Origin of the sequence: Rhodanobacter sp. 7MK24 (genome assembly GCF_014842995.1) — a bacterium.
Taxonomy (GTDB): Bacteria; Pseudomonadota; Gammaproteobacteria; order Xanthomonadales; family Rhodanobacteraceae; genus Rhodanobacter_A.
Genome location: NZ_JACYXL010000004.1, coordinates 26,721 through 51,593, shown reverse-complemented (window position 1 = coordinate 51,593; position 24,873 = coordinate 26,721). Strand labels below are relative to the sequence as shown.

Genomic DNA, 24,873 nt, shown 5'->3' with positions numbered 1-24,873 from the left:
TGCCCGCTGATTTTTTCCGTTTGGTATCAGGAGCTCGCCGTGAAGGTGCTTAACTCGTTGAAGTCCGCCAAGGCGCGGCACCGCGACTGCAAGATCGTGCGTCGTCGCGGCAAGGTGTTCGTGATCTGCAAGAGCAATCCGCGTTTCAAGGCTCGTCAGCGCTGAGCACAGCATGACGTGTCGATAAGAAAGGCCGCGTCGATGCGGCCTTTTTTGTGGCCGCATCCCTGGCAGCCACCCTTCGGCCAGCGCTAGCGCGATGTCAAAAATCGCTCCCGGGGATATTTTGTTCCCGACTACGAGGCGGGAGCCAGGGAGGCAGACCGCCCGTTCTTCAGGTCTTCAACTTCGGTCGCCGGCACGACAACCAGAACAGCACTGCGGATATGGACAACGACACCCAGTAGTCACTGGGTGCCGGTCCCCACCAGTGGATATGCCATGGAATATAGCGCCGCGCGAAATGCGCTACGCCATAGGCCGGGTTCAGCACGAACCACAAGAAGTCCTCGGTGATCCAGAACAGCATGATGCAGGCGAACACGCGCGCCTCGGCACGCCAGTTCCAGCGGCCGGTGAAGATCAGCGGGAAATGGAAAAACAGCCCCATGCAGGGAAACAGCCACGCGTGATATCCGGTCATGGGCCGGCCGCCCCAAAAGATATCCAGCAGCCAGTGATGCTCGATGCGCCAGGTCGGCAGGTTCGCCGCCCAGCCGGCGGCGCCTTCGATCTGGATCTCCACGTTTGCGAAGAAGAAAGCCAGCAGCACGGTCCAACCCAAGGTCAGCACCAGCACCAGCGGACGCATGGAAACAGAGTCCTCTCCTGCATGCAGGAATCGTTGATCCATCTGGCGCATGCTCAATGCTCCACTGACCCGGTTACTGGCCGCCGGCCTTCGAGTTGGGCCTGCACGATCTGCAGTACACGCTGCGCCGCCTGCGGCTGGCCGAGGCGACGTGCATGCTCGCGCATCCGCGCCAGGCGCTGGGGCTCGGCCAGCAGCTGGCGCACGCGGTATTCGAGCGAAACCAGATCTATCGCTTTCAACGCCGCCCCCTGCTCCAGCACATAGTCCGCGTTGCGCTCTTCCTGGCCCGGGACCGGCGCATACACCACCATCGGCACGCCCATCGCCAGGCACTCTGACGTGGTCAGCCCGCCCGGCTTGGTGATCACCAGATCCGAGCAGGCCATCAGCTGCGGCACTTCATTGGTGAAGCCGAATGGGAACAGGCGTCCCGGATGTTCCGCGGCAAGCAACTTCAACTTGGCCAGCGCCGCCTCGTTGCGCCCGGCCAGCACGACGAGCTGGAAGTCCTCTTCGAGCCGCATCAGGGTGGCAGCCACCTCATCGAGCTTGCCGACCCCGGCCCCGCCGCCCATCAGCATGATCGTCTGCCGCGCCGGGTCCAGGCCGAAGCGCCCGGCGCAGGTCCGGCGGTCCTGTGGCTGGGTGAACGCCGGCATCACCGGAATGCCGGTGGTGTGGATGCGCTCCGTCTCGATATGGTTGGCCTGCATGCGGAAAGCGATCTCATCGCTGGCGGCAAAAAAGCCCGTCATGCGCGGAATCACCCACATGCCATGCAAATCGAAATCGGTGACCTGGACCCACACCGGCACCGTGAAGCGCTCGCGCCGGATCTCATGCATCAGCATTTCGGCGGGAAGGAAGTGCGTGCAGACGATGGCGTCCGGCGCAAACACATTGATCGCCTTGCGCAGATCGCCCGTGCCCAGCCGCTCGATGGCCCGCCGCAGCTTCTGCATCGGCCCGTTCGGATCGGCCTCCGAACTGCGCTGGTAGAGCAGCCCCCACAGGGTTGGGTAACTGCTTATCAGCGTGATGTAGAAATCGGTATAGAGCTTGCGGAATGCGGACGGCACGTAGTCCATCGCATCCAGGTGCCGGGTCTCGACATGCGGCAGCACCGCTTCGGCGCTCAGGCGCAAGGCCTCGGCGGCCCGCATGTGGCCTGCTCCGGCGGAAACGCTGAGAAACAGGATTTTCTGCTGCGGCATGGGGCGAACCGTTGTCAGGTGACCGTCGGCGGGAGCGGCCACGCCCCCGGTTGGCTTGCCAGGCTGGCCACCTCGGTGGCCAGCCGTTTCGCACAAACCCGCAGCCTAGCATTCAGGAATAGCGCACGCCTGTGATTTCGTAATGCTTGACGCCGTTCGGTGCGGTGAACTCGAAACTGTCACCTTCACTCTTGCCGATCAGGGCGCGCGCGATCGGCGAAGACACTGCGATCAGGCCCTGTTTGATGTCGGCTTCGAGGTCGCCCACGATCTGGTAGGTCACCTCGGCGCCGCTGTCCTCGTCCGCCAGGTCCACGATGGCGCCGAACACCACCTTGCTGCCCGGGTTGAGGCGCGACACGTCGATCACCTCCGCGGTGGAAAGCAGCGCCTCGAGCTGGCCGATGCGGCCTTCGATGAAGCTCTGCAGCTCGCGTGCGGCGTGGTATTCCGCGTTCTCCTTCAGATCGCCGTGCGCACGCGCCTCGGCGATGGCCGCGATGATGCGCGGGCGATCTTCCGACTTCAGCCTGTCCAGCTCGGCGCGCAGGCGTTCCGACCCTGCCTTGGTGATGGGGGCGCGATTGCTCATGCGCTCAATTCCTTGTGAAGTTCCTGCAGGCTGTGCACGTCCGCGCTGTTGTGGAAGTCCAGCGAATGGACCAGCGCACGCGCGCCTGCAACGGTGGTGGAATACGTGACGCGCTGCTGCAGGGCCTCGCGCCGGATCGAGAACGAGTCGGCGATGGCCTGCTTGCCCTCGGTGGTGTTGACGATATAGACGATCTCGCCGTTCTTGATCAGGTCGACGATGTGCGGGCGGCCCTCGGCCACCTTGTTGATGCGCTCGCAGGCCACGCCCTGCTCGGCCAGGTATTTCGCCGTGCCTTCGGTGGCGACCAGGCTGAAGCCCTTCGCCAGCGCCTCGCGCGCCACCGGCAGCAGGCGATCCTTGTCCGCGTCGCGCACCGACACGAACACCTTGCCCTTCGGCGGTGTCTTGATGCCGGCGGCGTCATGGCCGCGGGCAAAGGCTGCGCCAAAGCTGCGGCCCACACCCATCACCTCGCCGGTGGAGCGCATTTCGGGGCCGAGGATGGGATCCACGTTCTGGAACTTCAGGAACGGGAAGATCGCTTCCTTCACGGAGTAGTAGCTCGGAATCACTTCCTTGGTCGCGCCCTGCGCCTTGAGCGAACGTCCAGCCATGGCACGCGCGGCGATCTTGGCGAGCGGCACGCCCGTGGCCTTCGATACGAACGGCACCGTGCGCGAGGCGCGCGGGTTCACTTCGAGGATGAACACGGTGTCGCCCTGGATGGCGAACTGGGTATTCATCAGGCCGATGACCTTCAGTTCCTTCGCCATCGCGGTGACCTGGCGACGCATCTCGTCCTGCACCTCCGGCGTCAACGAGTAAGGCGGCAGCGAGCAGGACGAGTCGCCCGAATGCACGCCCGCTTCCTCGATGTGCTCCATGATGCCGCCGACCAGCACATTGCCTTCGGCGTCGGCGATGATGTCCACGTCCACCTCGACCGCATGATCGAGGAAGCGGTCCAACAGCACCGGCGAATCGTTCGACACCTGCACCGCGTCGCGGATGTAGCGCGAAAGATCGGCATCGCTGTAGACGATTTCCATGGCGCGGCCGCCGAGCACGTAGCTCGGACGCACCACCAGCGGATAGCCGATCTCGCGCGCCGAGGCCAGCGCTTCTTCCGGCGTGCGTGCCGTGCGATTCGGCGGCTGCTTCAGGCCGATCTTTTCGATCATCTGCTGGAAGCGCTCGCGGTCTTCCGCCAGATCGATGCTGTCCGGCGAGGTGCCGATCACTGGCGCGCCGGCAGCTTCAAGCGCACGTGCAAGCTTCAGCGGCGTCTGGCCACCGTACTGCACGATCACGCCCTTGGGTTTTTCCAGATCCACGATTTCCAGCACATCCTCGAGCGTGAGCGGCTCGAAATACAGGCGGTCGGAGGTGTCGTAGTCGGTGGAAACGGTTTCCGGATTGCAGTTGACCATGATGGTTTCGAAACCATCCTCGCGCAGCGCGAGTGCCGCGTGCACGCAGCAGTAGTCGAACTCGATGCCCTGACCGATGCGGTTGGGACCGCCGCCCAGCACGATGATCTTGTCGCGGTTGGTCGGGTTGGCTTCGCACTCTTCCTCGTAGGTCGAGTACATGTAGGCCGTGGTGGTGGCGAATTCAGCCGCGCAGGAATCCACGCGCTTGTAGACCGGACGCACGCCAAGCGTGCGACGCAGATGGCGCATGGCGGCTTCGTTGGTGTCGAGCAATTCGGCCAGGCGAGCGTCGGAGAAGCCCATGCGCTTGAGCTCGCGCATGCGCGGCGCGTCGAGCGCGGTGACTCCCTGCTGCTGCACTTCCTTCTCGGTCAGCACGATGTCTTCGAAGGCGGCGAGGAACCAGGGATCGACACGGCTGAGGCCATATACGTCTTCCAGGGACAGGCCGGCGCGGAACGCGTCAGCCAGATGGAATACGCGATCCGGACGCGGCTCGCGCAGCTCGCGCTTGAGCGCGTTGATGCCTTCGTCGGAGGTCAAATCCAGACCGGTCGGGTTGAGGCCCGTCTTGCCGATTTCCAGTCCTCGCAGCGCCTTCTGCAGCGACTCATGGAAAGTGCGACCCATCGCCATCACCTCGCCCACCGACTTCATCTGGGTGGTGAGGCGCGCGTCAGCCGACGGGAACTTCTCGAACGCGAAACGCGGGATCTTGGTAACCACGTAGTCGATGGTCGGCTCGAACGACGCCGGGGTCAGGCCGCCGGTGATGTCGTTCTTGAGTTCGTCCAGCGTGTAGCCCACGGCCAGCTTCGCCGCGATCTTGGCGATCGGGAAGCCGGTGGCCTTGGAGGCGAGCGCGGACGAACGCGACACGCGCGGGTTCATCTCGATGACCACCACGCGGCCGTTCTCGGCATTGATGCCGAACTGCACGTTGGAGCCGCCGGTGTCCACGCCGATCTTGCGCAGCACCGCGATCGAGGCATCGCGCAGGCGCTGGTATTCCTTGTCGGTGAGCGTCTGCGCCGGCGCGACGGTGATCGAGTCGCCGGTGTGCACGCCCATCGGGTCGAGGTTTTCGATCGAGCACACGATGATGCAGTTGTCCGCCTTGTCGCGGACCACTTCCATCTCGAATTCCTTCCAGCCGAGCACGGATTCCTCGACCAGCACTTCGCCCACCGGCGAAAGATCGAGTCCGCGCTTGACGATCTCTTCGAATTCTTCGCGGTTGTACGCGATGCCGCCGCCGGAGCCGCCGAGCGTGAAGCTCGGACGGATGATGGTGGGATACCCCACCTTCGCCTGCGTCACCAGCGCCTGCTCGAACGTGCGGACCACCTCGGCCTTCGGGCATTCCAGCCCGATTTCCTTCATGGCGACGCGGAACAGCTCGCGGTCTTCGGCCATGCGGATGGCTTCGCGCGACGCACCGATCAGCTCGACGTTGTACTTCTCCAGCACGCCGTTGTCGGCGAGGTCGAGCGCGCAGTTGAGGCCGGTCTGTCCGCCCATGGTGGGCAGCACCGCATCCGGGCGCTCCTTGGCGATGATGCGCTCCACCGTCTGCCAGTTGATCGGCTCGATGTAGACGGCGTCGGCCGTCTCCGGGTCGGTCATGATCGTGGCGGGGTTGGAGTTCACCAGGATGACGCGGTAACCCTCTTCCTTCAGCGCCTTGCAAGCCTGCGCGCCGGAGTAGTCGAACTCGCAGGCCTGGCCGATGACGATCGGGCCGGCACCGATGATGAGGATGCTCTTGATATCGGTACGCTTGGCCATCTCAGCGGGCCTCCTGCATCAGCTTGTCGGACATCATCTTTGCAAACCTGTCGAAGAGATAACCGATGTCGTGCGGTCCGGGACTCGCTTCCGGGTGACCCTGGAAACAGAAGGCCGGACGGTCGGTGAGCGCGAAGCCCTGCAGCGAACCGTCGAACAACGAGGTGTGGGTGACGCGCACGTTGCCCGGCAGCGTGGCCGGGTCGACGGCAAAGCCGTGGTTCTGCGAGGTGATCAGCACGCGGCCGTCGTCCATGTCCTTCACCGGATGGTTGGCACCGTGGTGGCCGAACTTCATCTTCAGCGTCTTCGCGCCCAGCGCCAGACCCATGATCTGGTGGCCGAGGCAGATGCCGAACAGCGGGATCTTCGCGTCAAGGAAAACCTTGGTGGCGGCGATCGCGTAATCGCAAGCGGCCGGGTCGCCGGGACCGTTGGAGAGGAACACGCCATCGGGCTTCACGGCCAGCACCTCGGCGGCAGGCGTCTGTGCAGGCACCACGGTGATGTCGCAGCCCTGCTCGGCCAGCAGACGCAGGATGTTGTGCTTGGCGCCGAAGTCGTAGGCCACGACCTTGAAGCGCCTGGCTGGCTGGTTGAAGCGGGTGTGGTCGAGGTCGTAGACCCCCTCGTTCCACGGATACGACTGGGTGACACTGACCACCTTGGCCAGGTCCATGCCGTTGAGGCCGGGGAAGGCGCGCGCCTTCGCCAGTGCGGCCTCGGCGTCGATCGTCTCGCCGGCCAGGATGCAACCGCTGAGCGCGCCCTTGTCGCGCAAGATGCGGGTGAGCCGGCGCGTATCGATGCCGGCGATGGCGACGATGCCGTGGCGCTTCAGGTAATCCGGCAGAGTTTCGCTGCTGCGCCAGTTGCTGGCGCGGCGCGGCACGTCGCGCACGATCAGGCCGGCGGCATGCACGGCAGTGGACTCGGCGTCCTCGGCATTGATGCCGGTATTGCCGATGTGCGGATAGGTAAGAGTGACAAGCTGGCGTGAGTACGAGGGATCGGTGAGGATCTCCTGGTACCCCGTCATGGCGGTGTTGAAAACCACCTCACCGACGGTTTCGCCGGTGGCGCCCACGGCGTGGCCGTGGAACACGCTGCCGTCTTCGAGGGCAAGCAGAGCAGGAATGGGCATGGGGAACCGCCTTTCAGGTGCAGCAAAGTCCGCAAGCCGCGAAAAGCAGGCTTGAGAACCTTGGAGGGGAGGACGTTCGGGCGGGTAACAATGATAGGCGTCAAGGCGCTTGCTGTCCACTTTGGCAGAGGCAGATCTCGCACTCTCGTCAACGTCACAACTCCTCACGACGTTACACTGCCAGGACGTTTTCCCAAGGAAGCTAAAGCCCAACCATGAGTCCGGACGCCCTGCTCGATGCCGCACGTTTCGATCGCCCGGACACGCTGGTGCAGCGGGAGCCGTTTCCCTTCATGGTGGCCCATGGCCAGTTGCCCGATGACGCGCGCGGTGACCTGGGTCGCGATTTCCCGCGCTACCCCAGCGCCGGTTTCTTCCCGTGGGATCCGACCGATTGCGGCCCCTCGATCAATGCACTGGTCGAACAGCTCACCACGCCGGACTTCGCCACCCTGGTCGGCAAAAAGCTGGGCATCGACAATCTCGGCCAATATCCGACCCTGGTGACGCTGTGCCGCCTGCTCAACAAGCGGCACGGCACTATCCACACCGACAGCAAGTCCAAGGTGGCCACTGCCCTGCTCTACCTCAACCCGCAGTGGCCCGACACCAGCGATGGCTGCCTGCGCTTCCTGGGCAAGATCGACGATATCGACTCCACCGTGGCCCCCGAGCTGCCGCCGCTGTACGGCGAGTTCGCCGTGTTCAAGCGCTGCGACAACTCCTTCCATGGCCACCTGCCCTACGAGGGCGAGCGCCGGGTGATCCAGGTGGCCTGGCTTACCAGCGAGGAGGAAAAGCTGCGCAAGACCAAGCGCGGCAAGTTCTCGCGCCTGTTCAAGAAGCTGTTCGGCAAGCTGGACACGCAGTACGGCGCCGGCCGCGACCGCAACGCCGCGCACCGGGACTGATCACCCCTCAACGGGTGAAATGCCAGATCACATAGGCGGCGAACACGCCATACAGCAAACCTACGGGCAACAGCCGGCGCGCGTCCGCGCGACCGCGCCGGAACAGCCACCACAGGTAGGCAATGGCGGCGGCAGTGAGCGCACCGGACACGATCAGCGAGGCATCGAACAGCCACGGCGTGGCAAAGATCGCCAGTGCGCTGGGGATGGTGGCCTGGATCATCATGGCGCCGGAGATGTTGGCCAGCGCCAGACGCTCCTTGCCCTGGCGCACCCAGATCAGCGCATTGAGCGTCTCCGGCAACTCGGTCGCCACCGGGCTCAACACCAGCGCCACTAGATGCGGCGGCCAGGCGAGCAATACGCCGATGGCTTCCAGTTGGCCCACAAACACACGCGAGGCCGCCGCGATCACCACGAGCGCGGCCACCGTTTGCAGCAGCGCCCACGCCAACGAGGGCTCCGCCTGACCCGGGCGCAACTTAAGCGGCTCCAGCTCCTCTTCAACGGGTGCCGTGTCCCCGCTGCGCACTTCGCGCCACACGTAGAGTGCATAGGCCAGCAGGAACACCCCGCCGAACGCAGGCTTGAAGGCAAAAGCCACCAGGCCAAGGCCGACCTTGAGCGCGAAGATCGCCAGGAACCATCCCTGGTCGCGGGCCAGCCGTCGATGATCGACCCGCACCAGCCCGTCAGTGCGTTGCAAGCGCCTGCGATGCAGCCACAACGCGACACCGACCACGGCATAGGCGATGGTGGCCAATACCAGCGGCCCACCCATCGCCGCACCCACGCCGATGTCACGCACTGCAGGCGTCTTGCCGAAGACGACCGCGACGAAGGTGACGGCGCTCTCCGGCAGGGCGGTGCCGAACGCAGCCAGCACGGTACCGGTAGCCGTGGCGCCTAGCTTGAGCCTGCGACCCAGCCATTCGACGCCATTGACGAAGTATTCGCAGGCGAGATAGATCGCGCCCGCCGAGGCAAAGAACAGGATGAAGATAAGCAGCATGGGATGCACAGGCCGGGCGAACAGGTGAACCCATGGCGCAACGACACGCGTTCGCCCGGCCGGGTGAACGCATCGCTGGCCAAAGGTCTCGCCGGGCAACGCGTCGAAGGCGACGCCTACCGTTCGCACCATGGCGCCGCGAGGGCAACCAAGTCTGTTGACGCGAACGCCTCGGGGAAGAGGCTGGCTACTCCCCAATGACAGGCTGGCGATGCTAGCGACCGCCGCTGGACATGGCAAGTTTTTGCGTGGTCAAACCGGCGGAGCGAGCACGTCTTCCAGCCGCCAGTGTCCGGAGGCGCGACCGATCAGCCACCGTGCCGCCTGCAGCGCCCCACGGGCGAAGATCGTGCGGTCGGTCGCACGATGCCCCAGCTCCAGCCGCTCGCCCGGCCCCACCAGCAGCGCCTGATGCTCGCCTACGATGTCACCTCCGCGCACCACGGCAAAACCGATGCTTCCGGGAATGCGCTCGCCCGTGCGACCTTCGCGGCTGTATACCGCCGCGGCTTCCAGTGTGGTGCCGCGCGCGGCAGCAGCAGCCTGCCCCAGCGCCAGCGCTGTGCCCGAAGGCGCATCCTGCTTGCGCCCATGATGGGCTTCGACGATTTCCAGATCCCATTCCGGCACCGCAGCAGCGGCCTCGCGCAGCAGACGCGTCAGCAGTGCCACGCCCAGGCTGAAGTTCGCCGCGCGCAGCAGCGCGATGCGTGCCCCGGCGGTGTCCAGTCGTGCCAGCAGGGCAGCGTCGAGTCCAGTGGTGCCGCTCACCAGGGGAATGCCGTGCGCGAGACAATGGTCCAGCGCTGCCGCCAGACCGACGGGGCCGCTGAAGTCGACCACCACGTCGAGGACAGGCGCGCGCGACCAATCGTGCGCATAGCGCAAGCCCTGCCCCAGCCAGACGGGCTCGCCGTCATGCACCGAGCCCGGCGACACCACCGCATGCGCCAGCTCGTACCGGCCATCGGCATGCAACAGCGACAGCAAGGCCTGGCCCATGCGGCCGGAGGCGCCGCTGATGGCGAGGCGGATCGGCGAACTGGTCATGATGGACATCCCGGCAGAAACGGCAAACGGACGTCCAAAGTTAGCTTACGAAGTCACCTTCGACCAGAACTGTTTCACGCCGTCGAACCAGTTGTGCGCGCGCGGCATGTGTTCTTCGGCCTTGCCGTCGTTGAAGCTGGCTTCGAGCTGCTCGAGCAATTCGCGCTGCTGCTTGGTGAGGCGGACCGGGGTCTCCACCACCACGCGGCAGATCAGGTCCCCGGCGCGGCCGTTGCGCACCGACTTCACGCCACGCCCGCGCAAGCGGAAGCTCTGGCCGGTCTGCGTCTCCGGCGGAATGGTGATCGGCACCTCGCCTTCCAGCGTGGGCACCGGCAGTTCCGCGCCCAGCGCCGCCTGCGAGAAGCGGATCGGCACTTCGCAGTAAAGGTCGTTGCCCTCGCGCTGGAAGATCGAATGCTCGCGCACGCGCACTTCCACATATAGGTCGCCCGCCGGCGTGCCTGCCGGGCCGGCTTCGCCCTGCCCGGTAAGGCGGATGCGGTCGCCGTTGTCCACGCCGGCGGGGATCTTCACCGACAGCGTGCGGGTTTCTTCCAACCGGCCTTCACCGTGGCACTTCTTGCAGGGCTTCTCGATGACCTGGCCGCTGCCGCCGCAATGCGGACAGGCCTGCTGGATCGAAAAGATGCCGTTCTGCATGCGCACGCGGCCGTGACCGTGGCAGGTCTTGCATTGCGTGGTCTTGCCATCGTCCGAGCCGCTGCCGTTGCAGTGGTGGCAGTTGACCTGTGACGGAATCTCGATCTTGCGCTCGATGCCGAACACGGCTTCTTCGAGGTCGAGTTCCATGATGTAGCGCAGGTCTGCGCCGCGTCGCGGCTGACGACTGCGCCCACCGCCGAAGATGTCGCCGAAGATGTCGCCGAAGATGTCGCCCATGTCCCCGAAACCGCCGCCACCGCGGCCGCCCATGCCGCCCTCGAAGGCCGCATGTCCGTACTGGTCGTACATGGCGCGCTTCTGCGCGTCGGAAAGCACCTCGTAGGCCTCCTTGGCCTCCTTGAACTTCTCCTGCGCCGCGGGATCGTCGGGATTGCGGTCGGGGTGGTACTTCATCGCCAGGCGGCGGAAGGATTTCTTCAGCTCGACCTCGGTGACGGTACGTTCGACACTCAGGACTTCGTAGTAATCACGCTTGCTCATTGCTTGATCCGCGATTCGATGCGCCGATCAGGAATGAACCAGATCGCTGCCACCGTGGCATAAAACAGACACGACACCCACGGCGCCACGAAGGCCAGCAGGATGCCACCCAGATACATGGCGACGGCGACCTTGCCTTTCCAGTCGCCACCCACCGCTTGCGCCAACAGCGAGGTCTTGCCGCCGTTGGCGCAGATCAGGCTGTATTGCAGCGGCAGCCAGGCGATGGCGCACATCAGCAACACGAAACCGTAGACCGCCACCGGCAACCGGGCGAACTGGTTTTCGCCCATCCACCCCGTGGTCACCGGCATCAGGGACAACCAAAACAGCAGATGCAGGTTGGCCCACAGCACGCTGCCGTCCACCCGCTTCGCCGCATGCAGGAAATGGTGGTGGTTGTTCCAGTAGATGCCCACGTAGACGAAGCTCAGCACGTAACTGAGGAACACCGGCCATTGCGCGGCCAGCACGTCCCAGCCTGCGCCGTGCGGCACCTTCAGCTCAAGCACCATGATGGTGATGATGATGGCCAGCACACCGTCGCTGAAGGCTTCCAGGCGCCCCTTGTCCATCACCTTCCCCTCGAGAAAGCTTGTGCGCTCATCCATGAACGCGAAAGTCAAACGGGCGCCACCTTGGCCGCACTTTCAAAAACGAGCGCCGCTCGCGCGGCGCCCGTTCCGGTTCTAGGTACGGTTACTTCTTGTCGTCCTTCACTTCGGTGAACTCGGCATCGACCACGTCGTCGGGCTGGGCCGACCCGTGCGGGCCGGGCTGCGCACCCGCATCGGCCGGGCCCTGACCCTGGGCGGCCTCCTGCAGCGCCTGGGCAGCCTGCTCGAGCTTGGAGATCTTCGACTCGATCAGCGCCTTGTCATCGCCGTCCTTGACCTTTTCCAGCTCCGACAGCGCCTCTTCGATGCTGCCGATCTGCGCGCCGACCTTGCCGCCGTGTTCCTTCAGCGCACTGCGGGTGGCGTGCACGAGCTGATCGGCCTTGTTGCGGGTGCTCACCAGCTCGTGGAACTTCTTGTCTTCTTCCTTGTTCGCCTCGGCGTCGGCCACCATGCGGGCGATCTCCTCCTCGGAAAGGCCCGAACCGGCCTTGATCTCGATCTTCTGTTCCTTGCCGGTCTTCTTGTCCTTGGCCGACACGTGCAGGATGCCGTTGGCGTCGATGTCGAAGGTCACCTCGATCTGCGGCATGCCGCGCGGCGCCGGCTCGATGCCTTGCAGGTCGAACTTGCCCAGCGACTTGTTGGCGTTGGCGCGCTCGCGCTCGCCTTGCAGCACGTGCACGGTCACTGCGGTCTGGTTGTCGTCGGCGGTGGAGAACGTCTGCGCCGCCTTGGTCGGCACGGTGGTGTTCTTCTCGATCAGCTTGGTCATCACGCCGCCCATGGTCTCGATGCCCAGCGACAGCGGGGTGACGTCGAGCAGCAGCACGTCCTTGACCGAACCGCCCAGCACGCCACCCTGGATCGCGGCGCCCACAGCGACGGCCTCATCCGGGTTGACGTCCTTGCGCGGCTCCTTGCCGAAGAAGTCCTTCACCGACTCCTGCACCTTGGGCATGCGGGTCTGACCGCCGACCAGGATCACCTCGTCGATGTCGGACACGCGCAGGCCGGCATCGTTGAGCGCGGTGCGGCAGGGTTCGATGGTGCGCTTGACCAGGTCTTCCACCAGCGCTTCCAGCTTGGCGCGGGTGAGCTTGATGTTGAGGTGCTTGGGGCCGGAGGCGTCGGCCGTCACGTACGGCAGGTTCACCTCGGTCTGGTGCGACGAGGACAGCTCGATCTTGGCGCGCTCGGCGGCATCCTTCAGGCGCTGCAGGGCCAGCGGATCCTTGCGCAGATCGATGCCCTGGTCCTTCTGGAACTCCTCGACCAGGTAGTCGATGACGCGCATGTCGAAGTCTTCGCCACCGAGAAAGGTATCGCCGTTGGTGGCCAGCACTTCGAACTGCTTCTCGCCGTCGACCTCGGCGATCTCGATGATCGACACGTCGAAGGTACCGCCGCCCAGGTCGTACACCGCAATCTTGCGATCGCCGCCCTTCTTGTCCAGGCCGTAGGCCAGCGCGGCCGCGGTCGGCTCGTTGATGATGCGCTTCACTTCCAGGCCGGCGATGCGGCCGGCGTCCTTGGTCGCCTGGCGCTGGCTGTCGTTGAAGTAGGCGGGCACCGTGATGACGGCTTCGGTGACCGGCTCGCCGAGATAGTCCTCGGCGGTCTTCTTCATCTTCATCAGCACCTTCGCGGAGACTTCCGGCGGCGCCATCTTCTTGCCGTCGGCGGTCGCTACCCAGGCGTCGCCGTTGTCGTTGGCGACAATGGAGTACGGCACGATGTGGATGTCCTTCTGCACCTCGGCATCGGTGAACTTGCGGCCGATCAGGCGCTTCACCGCGTAGAAGGTGTTCTTGGGATTGGTCACGCCCTGGCGCTTGGCCGGCGCGCCGACCAGCACCTCGCCATCCTTGCTGAAGGCCACGATGGACGGCGTGGTGCGATCGCCCTCCGAGTTCTCGATGACCTTGGTGGTGCTGCCGTCCATCACGGACACGCAGGAATTGGTCGTGCCCAGGTCGATGCCGATGATCTTGCCCATGTGTTAGCTCCCGAATCTCGTATGCGGCCCCATGGCCGCGCAATGGTTTTCCAGATGGGGCCCGCGTACGGCGAATCAATACCGACGGAGCTCCGGATGTGTCGCGTCCGGTGACGCGTTGTTCAGTCCTTCGCCACGGCCACCAGGGCGGGGCGCAGCAGGCGATCGTTCAACACATAGCCCTTCTGCAGCACGCTGACCACGGTGCCGGCCTCCGCGCCAGGCGACTCGACCATGCTCACTGCATGGTGGCGCTCGGGGTCGAGCGGCTGACCCAGCGGATCGACCTGTGCCAGGCCATGGTTTTCGCCCACCTTGAGCAGGGACTTCAGGGTGAGGCCGAGACCCTGGCGCATCGCCGCGACATCGGCGGTTTCCACCGCCAGGCCGCCTTCCAGGCCATCGAATACCGGCAGCAGCTCGTTCAGCAGCTTCTCGTTGGCGAAGCGGCGGGCCTGTTCCAGATCGCGGTGCAGACGGCGGCGCTGGTTTTCCAGCTCGGCCTTCTCCCGCAGCACGGACTCGCGCTGCTCGATCTTTTCCGCCTCCAGTTCGGCCACGCGAGCCTTTAGCGCTTCCACGTCGGCACTGTTCGCCGCGCTGACGGCATCGGCGTCCGGTGCCGGGTGCTGGTCGTTGTTCTGCATGAGTGACTCCAAACCTCGTCCGTGGCCGGCCATCTGCGCCGACCCATCCAAAAAATGCGGGCAAACCCGCTCCCGTGGCGACTTATGAGGCCGTCGCGGCTCGATTCAAGGCATCGCTGAGCAGCCCGGCGGTGGCCTGCACCACCGGGATCACCCGCTCATAGGCCATGCGCGTGGGGCCGATCACGCCCACCGCGCCCAGCACCCGCCCCGGCGTGCCATAGCTGGCGGTAACCACGCTGCAACCGTCGAGCGCGGCGAAACCGGATTCCTCGCCGATGAACAGCCGCACGCCGGGCGCCCGCGCGCACGACTCCATCAACTGCAGCAGCCCGTTCTTCTGCTGGAACGCTTCGAACAGCTCGCGCAGTCGTTGCAGGTCGGCCAGCTCGGCGCAAGCCATCAGGTTGGTCTGCCCGCTGACCAGCACGTCGTCGCCGTCGGCGTGTGGCGCGAACGAGGCCGTGGCCAGCTCGGTGGCATTCGCCACCAGCCGGTTCAGCTCGCTGCCCGCGGCACGCAGTTCGGCCAGCAGGTGGGCGCGGATATCGTCCACGCGCAGGCCGACGAAATGGGTATTGATGTAGTTCGCCGCCTGCTCCAGCTCGCGACCCTCCAGCGGCTTGGCCAATTGCACCACGCGGTTCTGCACCTGGTTGTCGGAAAACACCAGGATCACCAGCACCCGTGCGTCCGGCAGCGGCACGAAATCGAGGTGGCGCAGCGGGAAATCCACCTGTCGCGGCACGGTCACCACGCCGGCGAAACGGGTCATCGCCGACAACAGGGCCGAGGCATTGCCCAACAGGTCGCGTGTGGTGGTCTGCCCCGGCGGCAATTCACGCTGCAGGCGAGCCATTTCCTCGTGCGGCAACGGCTGCAATTCGATCAGGCTGTCCACGAACAGGCGCAGGCCGCGCGGCGTGGGAATACGCCCCGCCGAAGTATGCGGCGAGGCGACCAGGCCAGCCTCCTCGAGGTCGGCCATGATGTTGCGGATGGTCGCCGGGCTCACGTCCAGACCCGACGATCGCGACAGCGTGCGCGACCCCACCGGCTCGCCATCGACCAGATACTGCGCGATCAGGCTGCGCAGCAGGCGCCGGGTGCGTGCATCGAGTTCATGGGAGTGGAGACGGGACATGCGCAGTAGCAATCGGTGAGACGACCAAGAGATAGGGTCTGCGCGCCTGTCATGCAAGCGCCGCGGCATTGTAGCGGGAGGCATGGAGCCTGCGGGGCCGAAGCCGTCTGTGGCGAAAGGGCTGCTGCGCGAGCCTCGCTTTTCGACAGTTCACCAGGAACGTGGCGGAAAGATGGATCGCGCGGCGGTCTTTGCGGCCCTTGCGGCATCTGCCGCGCAGGCTCCTATTACAATCGCCCGATCCCATACGGACTGCCGTCAGCCCGCCATGCTCATCTCGCTCCATGTCCGCCAATTCGCCGTCGTTGAACAGGCCGAAGTCGATTTCGGCGCCGGCCTCACCGTGGTCAGCGGCGAAACCGGCGCCGGCAAGTCGCTGCTGGTGGATGCGCTGCTGCTCCTCGCCGGCGCCCGCGCCGACAGCGGGATGGTGCGCGCCGGCAGCGACCGCGCGGAACTGTCCGCCGAATTCGATCTTGCCGCCCTGCCCGAGGCCCGCGCATGGCTGGCGCAGGAAGAGCTGGACGATGGCGAAGCCTGCCAATTGCGGCGGGTGATCCGCGCCGAAGGCAGCTCGCGCGCATGGATCAACGGCCGTCCCGCCAGCGCCGGCCAGCTTTCCGAACTCGCCACCCTGCTGGTGGAAATCCATGGCCAGCACGAGCATCAGGCCCTGCTTTCGCGCGCGCACCAGCTCGCCCTGCTCGACGCCTGCGCCGGCCACGGCTCGCTGGCCGGCCAGGTGCGCGAGCTGGCCACGCAATGGCGCGACCTGGGTGCGCGTATCAGTCGCCTCAGCGGTGGCGCGGATCGCGAACAGCGGCTGGAACTGTTGCGCCACGAGCTGGCCGAACTGGAGCAATGGACGCTACCGTCCGCCGCGCTGGCCGAACTCGAAGCCAGCCACAAGCGCCTCGCCAACGCCGGTCGGCTTGCCGAAGGCGCCGCCGGCGTGGTCGAGCTGCTGGACGGCGACAGCGAATTCGCGCTGCGCCGCGCCCTGGGTCGCGCCCATGCCGAACTGGGCAGGCTGGCCACGCTGGACGAAGCGCTGAATCCCGCGCTGGAGCTGCTGGACAACGCCATGATCCAGTTGGGCGAAGCCGCCGACACGCTGGGCCGCTACGCGCAGGACGTCGATCTCGACCCCGAGCGCTTCGCCGAAGTCGACGCTCACCTCGCCCGTCTGCATGAACTCGGCCGCCGTCACCGCCTTCCCATCGCGGAATTGCACGACAAGGCCTCCGCGTTGCGCACCGAACTGGCCGAGCTGGAAGGCGCCGGCGAAGCACTGGAACGACTCGCCGTCCAGCGGGAGCGCGCCCGCACTGACTACGTGCAGGCAGCAGACAAGCTAAGCAAGTCACGTCGCAAAGCGGCAGACAAGCTGGGCAAGGAAGTCGGCGCATTGATGGCCGAGCTGGGCATGGCCGGCGGCGTGCTCGTGGTTGAACTGGAACCTGTCGAAGGCGAGGAGCCCGACCCGCAAGGCCGCGAACGCTGCGAACTGCTGGTCAGCACCAATCCCGGACAGCCGCCGCGGGCGCTGCGCAAGGTGGCTTCCGGCGGTGAACTGGCACGCATCAGCCTCGCCATCGAAGTCGCCACGCTGGGCAACGACAGCGTGGGCACCATGGTGTTCGACGAAGTGGACAGCGGCATCGGCGGCGCAGTGGCCGAGGTGGTGGGCCAGAAGCTGCGTGCACTGGGCGGCCAGCGCCAGGTGTTGTGTGTCACTCACCTGCCCCAGGTCGCCGCTCAAGGCCACGCGCACCTGTTCGTGAGCAAACACAGCGACGACGGCCACACCCGTACGCAGATCCAGCGGCTGGGCGCCGATGGCCGACGCGACGAACTGGCCCGCATGCTGGGCGGGGTGGAGATCACCCGCGAAACGCGGGCTCACGCGAAGCAGATGCTGGAACGCGCGCAGGCCTGAGAGCACGAAACTCGTGACGCTAGCCGCCGGGAAATGCCGAGCAGATTCTAGCCGCTGGCGGGCAGCAGCCCACGCTCGCTGGCCATGCGATACAACTCCAGTTCCGAACCGGCATTGAGCTTGCCCATCACGCTGGCGCGGTGGATGTAGACAGTCTTCTGGCCGATGCCCAGCTCGGCCGCCACCTGCTTGGGCGTGCGCCCGCAGGCCAGCAGCAGGAACACCTCGTGTTCGCGGGTGGTCAGGCGATGCAGCGGATCGAGCGCGGATTCCGGCTGCTCCGCACGGCGCTGGCGCAGGTCGGAACTCAAGAACTGCTCGCCCTGCATCACCGCGCGCAAGCCCGCCACCAGTTCCTCCGGCGCCACGCCCTTGGTCACGTAGCCGCTGGCACCGCGGCGCAAGGCTTCGGACACGTAGGGTTCGCCATCGTGCATGCTCAACACCACGATGCGCGTGCCGGGCGACACGCTGCCCAGGTGTTCGATCAAGGGAAGGCCGCTGCCGTCGGGCAACGACAGGTCCAGCGCCACCAGGTCGGGCCGGTGCTGCGCCACTGCCTCCACCGCGTCGTCGGCGCAGCGGCACTCGCCCACCACCTGGAGATCGGGCTCCAGCCCGATCAGCCGCTTGAAACCTTCACGCACGATGGCGTGGTCGTCGACCAGGACAATGCTGTACATGGCCCTACTGTATATGGACGGGCGCCGGTCTGCGCCGGCACTGCCAAACGCCCGTGTACCATCCGCGGATGCGCCTGAAACCCTTCCGCCCACTGCACTCCGGCCCGCTGCTGGGGGCGATCTACGTCCTGCTATGGCTGCTGCTGTGGCCGACGGAGCAACCCTATTGGGCACTCCCCTACGGTTTGCGCTTCGGCGCGTTGTTGCTGCTGCCCGTGCGTCGCTGGGGCTGGCTGCTGGGCGCCGAACTGATCGCCTCGGCCGGCATGAGCATGCACGATGGACTGCCGATGGGCTGGAGCGGCTTTTTCCTCGGCGACCTGCCCGAACCGCTGGTAACCGCGGCCAGCCTGTGGCTGCTGCGCAGGCTGAATCCGCATGCCGGCACCAGCCTGCACAACCCTCAGGAAACGGCCCGCCTGCTGCTGGCCGCGATGCTTGTGGTGCTCGCCACCACGGCGGTGGACATCGGCCTGCTCACGGTGATCCACACGGCCGCGGCCGAAGACGCGCTGATCCACATGTTGGGCAACGAATTGCTGGGCGGCTATCTGGGCGTGCTGCTGATGGTGCCGGTGATGGTGCTGCTGCTGCGCGCCCCTCCCAGCCGCCATGCGTTGGCGGAATTGGCCCTGGACGGCCTGCAGGTGATGCTGCCGGCCATGGCCATCCTGCTGCTGCTTTCCGAACAGGCCACGTCGCAGCCGCAGTTCGCCCGTGCGCTATCGCTGGCCCCCGTGCTGTTCTTTGCATTCCGCCATGGCTGGCGCGGCGCCAGTCTGGCCATCACCATCTCCAGTTTCGGGATGACGGTGCTGGATCAGCGCCTCGGCCACGCCCCTTCGGCGGCCGGCTATCTGTTCCTGGCCGTGGCCGGCACCGGAACGCTGATGCTGGGCTCAGCCACGGATGCTCTGCGTCGCAGCAAGCTGCAGGTAGCCGAGCAGAATACCCACCTGGCGGCAGTCAACCGACGGCTGGACCAACTGGCGCGGCAACTGCGAGCCGCTGCGCGCGGCAATCTGCAGGCGGAGGAAAACCAGCGCCGCCACATGGCCGCCGAGCTGCACGACGAGCTGGGCCAGAACATCACCGCGATCCAGACCCACGTGAAACTGGTGCAGGCGCGCCTGCAACAGGCCGGACTGGAAGATATCGGCACCTCGATCAACAGCATCCTCGCGCACATGCGTCGCGCCCTGCATCGCCTGCTGGACGACCTGCGTCCCGCCGTGCTGGACGAGTTCGGCCTGCTGCGCGCGCTGGACGAAGGTCCGATCCGCGACCTGCTGAAGGCTGCTGGCATCCACTATGTCACCGACCTGCATGGCGACCCGCGCCTGCTCGATGACGACACCCGCACCGCGATCTATCGACTGGCGCAGGAAAGCGCCACCAATGCAGTGAAGCACGCCAGGGCCAGCGAATTCCGCCTGCGCCTGCGCATCGGTGAACGCCACGGCGCAATACTCGCCCTGCTCGACTTGCGCGACGACGGCGTCGGATTGCCCGAGCGGCCGCCACGAGGTGGCCGCGGCCTGCAAGGCATGCGCGACCGTGTCACCTCGCTGGGAGGCCTGTTCCAGTTGCGCCCGGCACCGCGCGGCGTGCATCTGCGCGTATTGCTGCGCAGCAATAACGACTTGCCCGTCACATTTCGGCCTGTCTAGGAATTTTTCCGATACACAGGACGTGAAGGCTTCGTTAGCATCGATCCATCGATGTGGGGGAGCCGCCATCGTGAGATGGCGTACCGGAGTCCTCGTGGGGACGGTGACTCCGGAGAGACGGCAGGAGGCCGTCTGGTCGTTACCTTGGACACAGGCCTGGACGAGCAACTCGCCATGCCGAAACCCAGAAGGTACGAGGCAATCGCGAGGTGGACAGGAGTCCTCCCTCGCGATTTTTTTGTGCCCAAGAAATGCCCGGATGCCCGGATGGCGGTGATCAGCCCTTGCGCGTACCGCGGTTCTTGGGACGGACGTACAGCACCAGGCTGTGATCCTCGATCACATAACCATGGCGCGCCGCGACCTCGCGTTGCAGACGCTCGATCTCTTCGCTGACGAACTCGATCACCTTTCCGCTGTCCACATCGATCATGTGGTCATGGTGCTTGCCGCGATCGAGTTCGTAGACGGCCTGCCCGCCCTCGAAGTTGTGCTTGACGACAATGCCGGCTGCCTCGAACTGGGTCAGCACGCGATACACCGTCGCCAGGCCGATGTCTTCCTGATGGGCGAGCAGCTTCTTGTAGACGTCCTCGGCAGTGAGGTGGTTGCCCTCCTCCTCGTCGAAGATCTGCAGAATGCGCATGCGCGGATGGGTCACTTTGAGACCGACCCGACGCAGTTCCTGAGTTTCCTGTTCCATCGTTTGCCACCTCACGCCGGCGCGGCGATGCCGAACCGGTAGTGTATCATCCGCTCTTCCACGATCTGGACGTTTCACGCATGCAAAAGCTGATCACCCTGCCGGTTGTCGCGTTGTTGGCGCTTGCCGTTTCCGGCTGCCACCTGGTCTACACGCAGGACGTGCGCCAGGGCAACCTGCTCGACAAGACCATCGACCAGAAGGCGGTGGATCAGCTCAAGCCCGGCCTGACCAAGCGCCAGGTGATGCTGTTGGTCGGCACGCCTTCGGTCGCCTCCCCGTTCAACCAGAGCCGCTGGGACTACGTGTCCACCTATTCGCACCGCGGCGGCCCGATGCAGGTCAGCACCATGACCCTGTACTTCAATGACGACATCCTGGCGCGCATCGAGGGCAGCCCTTACCTCGAAAACAACAAGAACCTGCTCAAGGAAAGCAAGAAGTACAACGTCGATTACCCGGTCAACGACACCAAGGGCGACAAGGACACCAGCGGCAAGGACAGCAAGGATTCCGGCGGCGGTTCGGACTCCGGCAACGACTCCGGCAGCAGCAACAACTAAACTGCGGGTAGCGCCTGCGTCAGCCTTGGCCGGCACGGCGCCGGCGCGAGGCCATGGGATCAAGGGTCAGCGGCCGGTAAATTTCCACCCGGTCGCCGTCGCGCAGCACATGATCGGCGTCTATCCTGCGCGAGAAGATGCCCAATCGCAGCGGCTCCGCCACCTCGGCAGGAAGCGACGGCAAAAAACCTGCCGCCACGACTGCCTGCATAGCAGTGCTTCCATCCGGCAACGAAACGCGGCTGCGCCGTATGCGCTGCGCGCAGGCATGCACTACTTCCACCGTTATGGTCGGCTCAGCCATGCAGGTGGTCCGCGGCAACGCAGAAATCGTCCACCATGCGGTTGGCGAGTCCCTGGAAACCCAGCTTGAGCACGCTGCCGCCGATGCCGGCGTATTCGAAATCCAGCGCCAGCGCCACCTTGCAGCCGTCGTCTCCCAGCGCGGTGAAACTCCAGTGACCGTCCAGCGAACGGAACGGGCCGTCGACCAGATGGATGTCGATGCGATGCGGCCGCTCGGCAGTGTTGCGGGTGGTGAAGCTGTGCCGCAAGCCCATGAAATGCAGGTCGAGGCGCGCCACCAGTACATTGTCGCTGCGCTCGACCACCGCGGATGCCGAGCACCACGGGAAACGCTTTGGGTATGCTTCCACACCATCGACCAGATCGAACATCTGTTCCGGGGAATGGCGTACCAGCGCGCTGCGGCGTATCTCGATCACGGTAGCCTCTATCCTGGTGCATTCATGCTTGAATGCGAGAATCAAACGAGCGCCCATCTATGGACGCACTCGGTGGTTACTGCATTCTTCCGTGAATGCGAAGATCAAACGGGCATCCAGAGTAGTTACTGCATTCATCCATGAATGCGAGAGTCAAACGGGCGCCCATCCATGGGCGCACTCTAAATATAAAAGCACCGCTCCGATGGGAGCATGCAGTCACTGAAGTTTAGCGGACATGGCCAAGAGCAAGGACAAGGACACCACCAAGGGCACGGGCACCATCGCGCTCAACAAGCGCGCGCGGTTCGAGTACCACATCGACCAGCGCTATGAGGCCGGCATCGCCCTGCAAGGCTGGGAGCTGAAAGCGCTGCGTGCGGGTCGGATCAACTTCGGCGACGGCTATGCCATCGTCATCAGGGGCGAAATCTTCCTGGTCGGCGCCTCGATCCCCCCTCTGATCAGCGCTTCCACCCACGTCATCGCCGAAGACCGCCGCACGCGCAAGCTGCTCCTGCACCGCAAGGAGATCGACCAGTTGATCGGCGCGGTGGAGCGCAAGGGCTACACGCTGGTGCCCACCGCGATGTACTGGAAGAACGGCAAGGTGAAGGTGGAAGTCGGCCTGGCCCGCGGCAAGCAGGAACACGACAAGCGCGACACCGAGAAGCAGCGCGACTGGCAGATCGAAAAACAGCGCACGATGCGCTCGCACAATCGGGCGTCCTGACCGCGTTCTGCCTGTTCGGCTTGCGGGCATCGCAAAAAAACTTCGTGCAAGGTGTCGATCCGGCACCCCGCCGTTCGTCGCACCTTTGAAGGCGGATTCATCCCGGCCACAGGAGGCGAACCGATGCGCTGCATAGTGATCGTGAAGGCGACCAAAGACACCGAGGCCGGCCTGATGCCGAGCACCGATCGGCTCGCCGCGATGGGCCAATTCAACGAAGAATTGGTGAAGGCAGGCGTGATGCTGGCCGGCGAAGGCCTGCATCCCAGTTCGCGCGGCGCCCGCATGCGTTTCGACGGTGCACAGCGCACCGTGATCGATGGCCCGTTCACCGAATCCAAGGAACTGATCGCCGGCTTCTGGCTATGGCAGGTGAAGTCGATGGCCGAAGCCATCGAATGGCTGAAACGCGCGCCGTTCGACACCGGCGCCGAAGTCGAGATCCGCCCGGTATTCGAGGCCGAAGACTTCGGCGACAAGTTCACGGATGCCTTGCGCGAGCAGGAAGCAAACCTGCGCGCGCAGATCGGCAACCGCCCATAAACCCCACCCTGCAAGGAGTACCGCCATGCAATTCGTCGCCTACCTCAACTACGACGGCAATGCCGAGGCCGCCTTCGATTTCTATGCCGGCTGCTTCGGCGGCAAGGTCACCATGCGGGCACGCTACGGCGACGCGCCGCCTGAAATGCCCATGCCTGCGGAGATGCGCGACAAGATGATGCACGTGCGGCTGGAAGTCGGCGACCAGGTGCTGATGGCCTCGGACGCGATGGCGCCGCAATGTCCCTATACGCCGATCAAGGGCTGCTCGGTGTCGATCCAGCTCGACTCGCCGGAACAGGCCGAGCGGATTTTCCACGCGCTGGCCGAAGGCGGCACGGTGCAGATGCCGATCCAGCAGACCTTCTGGGCCGCGCGCTTCGGCTCGCTGGTGGACCGCTACGGCGTGCCATGGATGATCAACTGCCCGCCCGCTGCATGATGCCTTGCTCCCACGGAGCGATGATGGTCTGATCGGTCGCCATGACGGCGACCGACATCCCCCGCAGCATCGAGGCCATCTGGCGCATCGAATCGGCGCGCATCATCGCCGGCCTCGCCCGCATGCTGCGCGACGTGGGCCTGGCGGAGGAACTGGCGCAGGACGCGTTGGTGACTGCGCTGGAACAATGGCCGCAGACCGGCGTGCCGGACAATCCCGGCGCGTGGTTGATGACCACGGCGAAACACCGCGCGATCGACCGCCTGCGCCGTCATCAGCTGATGGAGCGCAAGCACGAGGAAATCGCCCGCGAACTGGAGGCCGAACAGGCCGATGCCATGCCCCGCTTCGACGCCATGCTGGACGACGATATCGGCGACGACCTGCTGCGGCTGATCTTCACCGCCTGCCATCCCGCGCTGCCTGCCGAGTCGCGCGTGGCGCTCACCCTGCGCCTGCTGGGCGGCCTCAGCACGCCCGAGATCGCCCGCGCCTTCCTGCAGCCGGAGCCCACCATCGCCCAGCGCATCGTGCGCGCGAAGCGCACGCTGGCCGAGAAACAGGTGCCGTTCGAGGTTCCGCGTGGCGAAGAGCTCGCCGAACGCCTGGACGCGGTGCTGGGCGTGATCTACCTGATCTTCAACGAGGGCTACACCGCCACCGCCGGCGACGACTGGATGCGGCCCGCGCTGTGCGAGGAAGCCCTGCGGCTGGGCCGCATCCTCGCCGGACTGATGCCGCAGCAGGCCTCCGTGTTCGGCCTGCTCGCACTGATGGAACTGCAGGCCTCGCGTACGCATGCGCGCAGCGCACCGGACGGAACGCCGATCCTGTTGCTGGAACAGAACCGCGCGCGCTGGGATCGGCTGCTGATCCAGCGTGGCCTAGCCGCGCTGGATCGCGCACAACGGCTGGGCGACCACGAAGAGCCGTACACCTTGCAGGCAGCAATCGCCGCTTGCCACGCCCGCGCCAATACCGCGGAGCAAACCGACTGGCACCGCATCGCGGCGCTGTACGCCACATTGGCTGGCGTCACGCCATCGCCCGTGGTGGAACTCAACCGCGCGGTGGCCGTGGCGATGGCCAGCGGGCCAGCAGCAGGCCTTGCGCTCGTCGATACGCTACGCGACGAACCGGCACTGGCGAACTATCACCTGTTGCCGGCAGTGCGCGGCGATCTGCTGCAGAAGCTCGATCGCCACGGTGAGGCCCGCACGGAGTTCGAACATGCCGCGGCGCTCACCCGCAACGCCCGCGAACGCGAACTGTTGCAAGCACGCGCCAAAACCTGTGCGCAGCACACCACCACCGGTTGACGGCGCGAAAAGCGGGGC

At 65.4% G+C, this 24,873-nt stretch carries 25 protein-coding genes and 1 riboswitch; of the genes, 9 read left to right on the top strand and 16 right to left on the bottom strand.

The window, feature by feature from the left end; all coding sequences use genetic code 11:
• The first annotated feature begins 39 nt into the window (after positions 1–39).
• Positions 40–165, top strand: coding sequence for a type B 50S ribosomal protein L36 (gene ykgO, locus IHE49_RS09455; protein ID WP_007080705.1), 126 nt, complete (start codon positions 40–42; stop codon positions 163–165).
• A 169-nt stretch (positions 166–334) separates the two neighbouring features.
• On the opposite strand, the gene IHE49_RS09450 is transcribed toward ykgO, so the two are convergent.
• The 5 genes from IHE49_RS09450 to carA form a co-directional block, all read right to left on the bottom strand.
• Positions 335–811, bottom strand: a complete 477-nt coding sequence (locus IHE49_RS09450; RefSeq protein WP_192157213.1) for a hypothetical protein — start codon at positions 809–811, stop codon at positions 335–337.
• A gap of 53 nt (positions 812–864) precedes the next feature.
• Positions 865–2,028 carry a glycosyltransferase gene (locus tag IHE49_RS09445; protein WP_192157211.1) on the bottom strand — a complete coding sequence of 388 codons (1,164 nt, stop codon included), beginning with the start codon at positions 2,026–2,028 and terminating at the stop codon, positions 865–867.
• A 112-nt stretch (positions 2,029–2,140) separates the two neighbouring features.
• Positions 2,141–2,620: a transcription elongation factor GreA gene (greA, locus tag IHE49_RS09440; RefSeq protein WP_192157209.1), complete on the bottom strand. Its 480-nt coding sequence runs from the start codon at positions 2,618–2,620 to the stop codon at positions 2,141–2,143.
• On the bottom strand, positions 2,617–5,844 hold the full coding sequence (carB, locus tag IHE49_RS09435; RefSeq protein ID WP_192157207.1) for a carbamoyl-phosphate synthase large subunit: 3,228 nt from the start codon (positions 5,842–5,844) through the stop codon (positions 2,617–2,619). Before carB ends, greA begins: the two co-directional genes overlap by 4 nt.
• A gap of 1 nt (position 5,845) precedes the next feature.
• The gene (carA, locus tag IHE49_RS09430) at positions 5,846–6,988 is read right to left on the bottom strand and encodes a glutamine-hydrolyzing carbamoyl-phosphate synthase small subunit (RefSeq protein ID WP_192157205.1); all 1,143 of its coding nucleotides are present in this window, start codon (positions 6,986–6,988) and stop codon (positions 5,846–5,848) included.
• 215 nt (positions 6,989–7,203) lie between these two features.
• Between carA and IHE49_RS09425 the strand changes: the two genes are divergently transcribed.
• The gene (locus IHE49_RS09425) at positions 7,204–7,899 is read left to right on the top strand and encodes a 2OG-Fe(II) oxygenase (protein ID WP_192157203.1); all 696 of its coding nucleotides are present in this window, start codon (positions 7,204–7,206) and stop codon (positions 7,897–7,899) included.
• Between the two features lie 7 nt (positions 7,900–7,906).
• On the opposite strand, the gene IHE49_RS09420 is transcribed toward IHE49_RS09425, so the two are convergent.
• The 7 genes from IHE49_RS09420 to hrcA all read right to left on the bottom strand — a co-directional run bounded on the left by IHE49_RS09420 (position 7,907) and on the right by hrcA (position 15,535).
• Positions 7,907–8,911 carry a sodium:calcium antiporter gene (locus IHE49_RS09420; protein ID WP_192157201.1) on the bottom strand — a complete coding sequence of 335 codons (1,005 nt, stop codon included), beginning with the start codon at positions 8,909–8,911 and terminating at the stop codon, positions 7,907–7,909.
• 19 nt (positions 8,912–8,930) lie between these two features.
• A riboswitch (yybP-ykoY riboswitch) is annotated at positions 8,931–9,119 on the bottom strand.
• A 44-nt stretch (positions 9,120–9,163) separates the two neighbouring features.
• Positions 9,164–9,961, bottom strand: coding sequence for a 4-hydroxy-tetrahydrodipicolinate reductase (gene dapB / locus IHE49_RS09415; RefSeq protein ID WP_192157199.1), 798 nt, complete (start codon positions 9,959–9,961; stop codon positions 9,164–9,166).
• Positions 9,962–10,006: 45 nt separating this feature from the next.
• Positions 10,007–11,128: a molecular chaperone DnaJ gene (gene dnaJ / locus IHE49_RS09410; RefSeq protein ID WP_192157197.1), complete on the bottom strand. Its 1,122-nt coding sequence runs from the start codon at positions 11,126–11,128 to the stop codon at positions 10,007–10,009.
• Positions 11,125–11,703 carry a TMEM175 family protein gene (locus IHE49_RS09405; RefSeq protein WP_192157195.1) on the bottom strand — a complete coding sequence of 193 codons (579 nt, stop codon included), beginning with the start codon at positions 11,701–11,703 and terminating at the stop codon, positions 11,125–11,127. Before IHE49_RS09405 ends, dnaJ begins: the two co-directional genes overlap by 4 nt.
• Positions 11,704–11,827: 124 nt before the next feature.
• Entirely contained in the window at positions 11,828–13,744 is a 1,917-nt protein-coding gene (dnaK, locus tag IHE49_RS09400; protein ID WP_192157193.1) for a molecular chaperone DnaK, read from the bottom strand.
• Positions 13,745–13,866: 122 nt separating this feature from the next.
• A complete protein-coding gene (grpE, locus tag IHE49_RS09395; protein ID WP_192157191.1) occupies positions 13,867–14,391 on the bottom strand; it encodes a nucleotide exchange factor GrpE in 525 nt (174 codons plus the stop codon).
• Positions 14,392–14,473: 82 nt separating this feature from the next.
• The gene (hrcA, locus tag IHE49_RS09390) at positions 14,474–15,535 is read right to left on the bottom strand and encodes a heat-inducible transcriptional repressor HrcA (protein WP_192157189.1); all 1,062 of its coding nucleotides are present in this window, start codon (positions 15,533–15,535) and stop codon (positions 14,474–14,476) included.
• Between the two features lie 268 nt (positions 15,536–15,803).
• Between hrcA and recN the strand changes: the two genes are divergently transcribed.
• Positions 15,804–17,474, top strand: a complete 1,671-nt coding sequence (gene recN, locus IHE49_RS09385; RefSeq protein WP_192157187.1) for a DNA repair protein RecN — start codon at positions 15,804–15,806, stop codon at positions 17,472–17,474.
• A gap of 47 nt (positions 17,475–17,521) precedes the next feature.
• On the opposite strand, the gene IHE49_RS09380 is transcribed toward recN, so the two are convergent.
• Positions 17,522–18,157 carry a response regulator transcription factor gene (locus tag IHE49_RS09380; protein ID WP_192157185.1) on the bottom strand — a complete coding sequence of 212 codons (636 nt, stop codon included), beginning with the start codon at positions 18,155–18,157 and terminating at the stop codon, positions 17,522–17,524.
• 68 nt (positions 18,158–18,225) lie between these two features.
• Between IHE49_RS09380 and IHE49_RS09375 the strand changes: the two genes are divergently transcribed.
• A complete protein-coding gene (locus IHE49_RS09375; protein ID WP_192157182.1) occupies positions 18,226–19,827 on the top strand; it encodes an MASE1 domain-containing protein in 1,602 nt (533 codons plus the stop codon).
• Between the two features lie 277 nt (positions 19,828–20,104).
• On the opposite strand, the gene fur is transcribed toward IHE49_RS09375, so the two are convergent.
• A complete protein-coding gene (fur, locus tag IHE49_RS09370) occupies positions 20,105–20,530 on the bottom strand; it encodes a ferric iron uptake transcriptional regulator (RefSeq protein ID WP_192157180.1) in 426 nt (141 codons plus the stop codon).
• Between the two features lie 80 nt (positions 20,531–20,610).
• On the opposite strand from fur, the gene bamE reads away from it, so the two are divergent.
• On the top strand, positions 20,611–21,093 hold the full coding sequence (bamE, locus tag IHE49_RS09365; protein ID WP_192157178.1) for an outer membrane protein assembly factor BamE: 483 nt from the start codon (positions 20,611–20,613) through the stop codon (positions 21,091–21,093).
• A gap of 19 nt (positions 21,094–21,112) precedes the next feature.
• On the opposite strand, the gene IHE49_RS09360 is transcribed toward bamE, so the two are convergent.
• The gene (locus tag IHE49_RS09360; protein WP_192157176.1) at positions 21,113–21,397 is read right to left on the bottom strand and encodes an RnfH family protein; all 285 of its coding nucleotides are present in this window, start codon (positions 21,395–21,397) and stop codon (positions 21,113–21,115) included.
• Positions 21,390–21,818, bottom strand: a complete 429-nt coding sequence (locus IHE49_RS09355; protein ID WP_192157174.1) for a type II toxin-antitoxin system RatA family toxin — start codon at positions 21,816–21,818, stop codon at positions 21,390–21,392. The genes IHE49_RS09360 and IHE49_RS09355 overlap by 8 nt, the downstream gene beginning before the upstream one ends.
• 238 nt (positions 21,819–22,056) lie before the next feature.
• On the opposite strand from IHE49_RS09355, the gene smpB reads away from it, so the two are divergent.
• From smpB to IHE49_RS09335, 4 genes are all read left to right on the top strand, one after another.
• A complete protein-coding gene (smpB, locus tag IHE49_RS09350) occupies positions 22,057–22,551 on the top strand; it encodes an SsrA-binding protein SmpB (RefSeq protein ID WP_192157173.1) in 495 nt (164 codons plus the stop codon).
• 123 nt (positions 22,552–22,674) lie between these two features.
• Positions 22,675–23,094 (top strand): YciI family protein, encoded by a 420-nt coding sequence (locus IHE49_RS09345; protein WP_192157171.1) that lies wholly within the window; start codon positions 22,675–22,677, stop codon positions 23,092–23,094.
• A 25-nt stretch (positions 23,095–23,119) separates the two neighbouring features.
• Positions 23,120–23,536 carry a VOC family protein gene (locus IHE49_RS09340; RefSeq protein ID WP_192157169.1) on the top strand — a complete coding sequence of 139 codons (417 nt, stop codon included), beginning with the start codon at positions 23,120–23,122 and terminating at the stop codon, positions 23,534–23,536.
• 41 nt (positions 23,537–23,577) lie between these two features.
• Complete coding sequence (locus IHE49_RS09335; protein ID WP_192157167.1) at positions 23,578–24,855, top strand: RNA polymerase sigma factor; 1,278 nt, start codon at positions 23,578–23,580, stop codon at positions 24,853–24,855.
• The last annotated feature ends 18 nt before the right edge of the window (positions 24,856–24,873 follow it).